The organism is Pseudonocardia sp. SID8383 (genome assembly GCF_009864975.1).
Lineage (GTDB): Bacteria > Actinomycetota > Actinomycetes > Mycobacteriales > Pseudonocardiaceae > Pseudonocardia > Pseudonocardia alni.
The window spans coordinates 1-1,440 of record NZ_WWFY01001192.1; the positions used below are offsets into that span (position 1 = coordinate 1).

The window sequence follows — 1,440 nt, forward strand, 5'->3', positions numbered from 1 at the left end:
CAGACGGTCCCGGCGTCGTGCTCGCGGGCCAGCTCCGCGGCGCGCCGGGCGACCTCGGGGACCGGCAGCATCAGCGACGACCGGTGCCGGTGCACGGGGAACGGCAGCGCGGCGTCGTGGTCGGCGGCACCGCGCCAGGCGGGCGCGTGGACCGCGAGCGAGTCCGGCGGGAGCGCGCGGGCGAGGTCGGACAGGTAGGACTGGATGCCGCCGGGCCGGGGCGGGAAGTCGTTGGTCACCAGCAGCGTGCGCGCCACGGTCGGCGACGCTAGTCCTCGGCGGGGCGCCGGCCGCCGGTGGTCACCGGCGGACTGGCGGCGGGGGTCGGGACGGCGGCTCCGCGCACGCGCTGCGCGTCGGGGATGCGGGCCGCCGTCCGACACTCCGGGGAGCGGACGAGTTCCGCGTCCTCACCGTTGCGTGACCGGATCGGTCGCCCGCCGGGGTTGCGCTGCTCCGTACGAGTGGTGGTGTCCGCTCGACGGCACAGCTGGTGAGGATGTCGTGCTGTTCAGGTGAACGAGCGCGGCAGCCCGCGGTGACGGCCCCGGCCCGGATTTTCTTCGGCGCGGCCATTCTGTCGGACCCCTCCCCTAGCGTCCGCGGTGCTCGACCACCTCGGGTCCGACGAAGGAGGAGCCATGATCGTCGACTGCGATCGCTGCGAGGTCCGCGGGGCCGCGTGCGGTGCCTGCGTCATCGGGGTGCTGCTGGAGGTCCCGGAGGACGACCGGCCGATCCCCTACCTTCCCGTCGACCTGCCGGCCGGCACGGAGGCCACGACCGTCGTCCCGGTGGAGTTCGCCGAGCCGGAGCGCCGGGCGCTGCAGGTGCTGGCCGAGGGCGGCCTCATCCCGCACCTGCGTCTGGTCGAGCCGGGCGCACCGGCGCCCGGTCGAGCCGGACGTACGGCGCTGCCGATGCCGGTGGTCCCGCCGGCCGGGCACGGGCCCCGGCACCGTGACGTGGGGTGAGCGCTCAGCCGCCGAGGCGGCGCAGCAGCACCGCGGACGCCACGGTGTGCGCGCCCCGGCGGCGCACCGAGCGCACGATCTCCTGGTCCGACGTCGCGACCAGCAGCGGCCGGCCCGCCGGCTCGGCGGCGACGAGGTCGCGGACGACGTCGTCGGCGATCACCCCGGCGTCGCTGAACAGCACCCGCACCCCGCGGCTGCCGCGCACCGGCGCGGCGATCACGGCGGCCCCGTCGAACACCACGGTGATCTCGGCCCCCGTGCGGGCACCCAGTGCGCCGAGCTGGGCCACCAGCCGGGAGCGCTGGTCGGCCAGCGGCAGGTCCGGGTAGCCGGTCTTGCTGACGTTGTAGCCGTCGACGATGAGGTGCACCGACGGCACGGTCAGCAGGGCGTCCAGCGCGGCCAGCCCGTCGACGGGGGCCGCGACGCGCGCGCCGGTCCCGCGGTCGCCCGTTCCCGCGAC

The 1,440-nt window shown here is 76.7% G+C and carries 2 protein-coding genes and 1 pseudogene; 1 reads left to right on the forward strand and 2 read right to left on the reverse strand.

Annotation, left to right across the window (positions count from 1 at the left end; translation table 11 throughout):
* Nucleotides 1-257, reverse strand: a pseudogene (locus GTW08_RS29050) (alpha-(1-2)-phosphatidylinositol mannosyltransferase); the annotation flags it as partial.
* A gap of 384 nt (nt 258-641) precedes the next feature.
* Here GTW08_RS29050 and GTW08_RS29055 point away from each other — a divergent pair.
* Nucleotides 642-974: a hypothetical protein gene (locus GTW08_RS29055; RefSeq protein ID WP_073574273.1), complete on the forward strand. Its 333-nt coding sequence runs from the start codon at nt 642-644 to the stop codon at nt 972-974.
* Between the two features lie 4 nt (nt 975-978).
* On the opposite strand, the gene GTW08_RS29060 is transcribed toward GTW08_RS29055, so the two are convergent.
* Nucleotides 979-1,440: NYN domain-containing protein (locus tag GTW08_RS29060; RefSeq protein WP_202417856.1), on the reverse strand; the 462-nt coding region annotated here is incomplete at its 5' end.